Below are 2,780 nucleotides of genomic sequence, written 5' to 3' on the forward strand. Positions count from 1 at the left end.
GCGCCGGGGCGTGGTGCGGGGCCGGGGGGACCGCGGCGGCGTGGGCAAGGGGGCACCTCCGGACGACGGCCGTGCGTGGATCTTGAGCACCGTAGGCCGATACGATCTGCGGCCCGGCCCATCGCCCCCCGGCGCGCGCACCGGTGTCCCCCGTACGCGGTAACGTGAGCCTCCTATGAACGCCAATCCCGACGTGCGGCTCCCCGCCGTTTCCGTGATCATGCCCGTCCTCAACGAGGAGCGGCATCTGCGCGGCGCCGTCCGCGCGATCCTCGCCCAGGAGTACGCCGGCGAGATGGAGGTCGTGATCGCCCTCGGTCCGTCCACGGACCGCACGGACGAGATCGCCGCCGAGCTCGTGGCCGAGGACCCGCGGGTGCACACCGTGCCCAACCCGACCGGCCGCACCCCGGCCGCCCTCAACGCGGCGATCAAGGCCTCGCGCCATCCGGTCGTGGTCCGCGTCGACGGGCACGGGATGCTCTCCCCGAACTACATCGCCACCGCAGTGCGGCTCCTTGAGGAGACCGGCGCGCAGAACGTCGGCGGCATCATGCACGCCGAGGGGGAGAACGACTGGGAGCACGCGGTCGCCGCGGCGATGACGTCCCGCATCGGGGTCGGCAACGCCGCCTTCCACACCGGCGGCGAGGCGGGCCCCGCCGAGACGGTGTACCTGGGGGTGTTCCGGCGTGAGGCGCTGGAGCAGCAGGGCGGTTACAACGTGGAGTTCATCCGCGCCCAGGACTGGGAGCTGAACTTCCGCATCCGCGAGGCCGGCGGGCTGATCTGGTTCTCGCCCGAGCTGAAGGTGTCCTACCGCCCGCGGCCCTCCGTGCGGGCCCTGGCCAAGCAGTACAAGGACTACGGCCGCTGGCGCCACGTCGTCGCCCGCTACCACGCCGGGTCCATCAACCTGCGCTACCTGGCCCCGCCGGCGGCGGTGTGCGCCATCGCGGCCGGCACCCTGGCCGGCGTGCTGCTCACGCCCTGGGGCTTCGTGGTGCCCGGCGGCTACCTGGCGGCCATCCTGCTGGGCTCCCTGCCGGCGGGCAAGGGCCTGCCGCTGAAGGCGCGGCTCCAGATACCCGTGGCCCTGGCCACCATGCACATGTCCTGGGGCTGGGGCTTCCTGACCAGCCCGCGCTCGCTGGCCAAGAAGGTCATCGCCTCGCGCCGCCCCGCCGTCCACGCGGACGCCCCGGCGTCCTCCTGACGCTCACGACGGGGGCCTTCCCGCCGGGAGGCCCCGCGTCGTGCCGGGCGGGACCGGTCCCGTGCCCGGGCTACCAGCTGAAGGCCGGGTCGACCTGCATGCACACCGAGTCGTCGGCGCCGTTGAGCGGCTGCGCCGAGTCGGGGGTGCTGTCGTCCTCCTCCGGCGCCCGGTAGGCGTCGCCCTCGCGCCAGTCGGCGCCCACCACGAGCGTGACCCCGGACACCTCGGTGGACCGCTTCACCGCACTCGACGGGATGCCGAGGACCTCGGCGACCCGCAGGGCGTCGCCCTCCAGGTCGGCGCTCGGATAGCGCAGCACGGTGCGCTTCTCCCGGGTGGCGCCGACGGTGTCGGCGGTGGCCTGGCCGAAGCCCTTCTTCCGGAGCAGCCCGGCCACGGTGCCCGCCCGCCCGGCGGCCGGCGCCAGGGTGTCGGTCCGGGTGCCGTTGTGGACCTGCACGGCGATCTCGTCGTCCGGGGCGGCCGCGTCCTCGGGGACCTCGTCCCGGGACGGCTCGGGCGCCACGTCCCTGCCGTCCAGGGCGATGTCCTCGCGCACCAGCCGGAACAGCTTCTCGGCGTCCTCGGTGGGCTCCACGCGGGCGCCGACGTACCGGTTGGGCATCGTGGTCATGGTGATACGTTTCGGCTCCACTTTGCGCAGCTCGTTGCTGAGGTCGTAGAGCTTCTTGACGGTGTCCAGGCCGGGGTCGACGGTGAGCGCGCCGGTCGCCTTCTCGGCCAGCCGCCGCAGCTTGTTGGGGCTGCTCAGGGTGGCGTTGTCGCGGAGCTGACGGACCATCGCGTTCATGTACATGTGCTGGGCCTTGGCGCGGGCGAGGTCGCTGCCGTCCTCGAAGCCGTACCGGGTGCGCAGCCACTGCAGGGCCTGCTCGCCCTTGATGTACGTGGTGCCCTTCTCCAGCTTCAGACCGGAGCCGTGGCCCTGGTTGTCGCGGGAGTGGATGTTGGCGTCCACGCACACCGGGACGCCGCCGACCGCGTCCGCCATGGACACCACCCCGGCGAAGTCGACCATGACGAAGTGGTCGATGTGGATGCCGGTGAGCTCCTGCCAGGTGGCCACGGTGCAGCCCGGACCGCCGTGCCCGAGGCTCTGGTTGGTCATCACGCGGCCGTTGCTCGCCGGGTAGACCGTGCCGTCGTCGGGGTCGGTGCACTTGGGGATCTTCACCAGGGTGTCGCGCGGCATGCTGACGACCGACATGTTGCTGCGGTCGGCGGACAGGTGCACCAGCATCTGCACGTCGGCCAGCGGGGTCGAGCCGAACGTCTCCCGGGCGCCGCCGAGTTGCTGGTTCTCCTTGGTGTCCCGCGCGTCGGAGCCGATCAGCAGGATGTTCAGCGGGGTCTGTCCGGCGGCGTTGGGCGTCGGGGCGGCGACCTTGTTGTCGCCGAGGTTGAGGGTGTCCTTCTTGAGGTTGTCGTTGAGATGCCGGTAGTAGAGGTAACCCGCCCCGGCGGAGCCGGTTATGAGCAGGGCGAGCACGGCCGCGGACCACTTCAGCACCCGGCGTCCGCGCCGCGGGCGGCGGCCGTC

At 72.4% G+C, this 2,780-nt stretch carries 2 protein-coding genes; one reads left to right on the plus strand and one right to left on the minus strand.

What is annotated here, in order from left to right; all coding sequences use genetic code 11:
- The first annotated feature begins 175 nt into the window (after positions 1–175).
- Entirely contained in the window at positions 176–1,216 is a 1,041-nt protein-coding gene (locus tag G3I53_RS06570) for a glycosyltransferase family 2 protein (RefSeq protein ID WP_164333089.1), read from the plus strand.
- Between the two features lie 70 nt (positions 1,217–1,286).
- On the opposite strand, the gene G3I53_RS06575 is transcribed toward G3I53_RS06570, so the two are convergent.
- On the minus strand, positions 1,287–2,780 hold a 1,494-nt coding region (locus tag G3I53_RS06575), incomplete at its 5' end, for an LCP family protein (protein WP_164438107.1).

Source organism: Streptomyces sp. SID14436, from assembly GCF_010548465.1.
Lineage (GTDB): Bacteria > Actinomycetota > Actinomycetes > Streptomycetales > Streptomycetaceae > Streptomyces.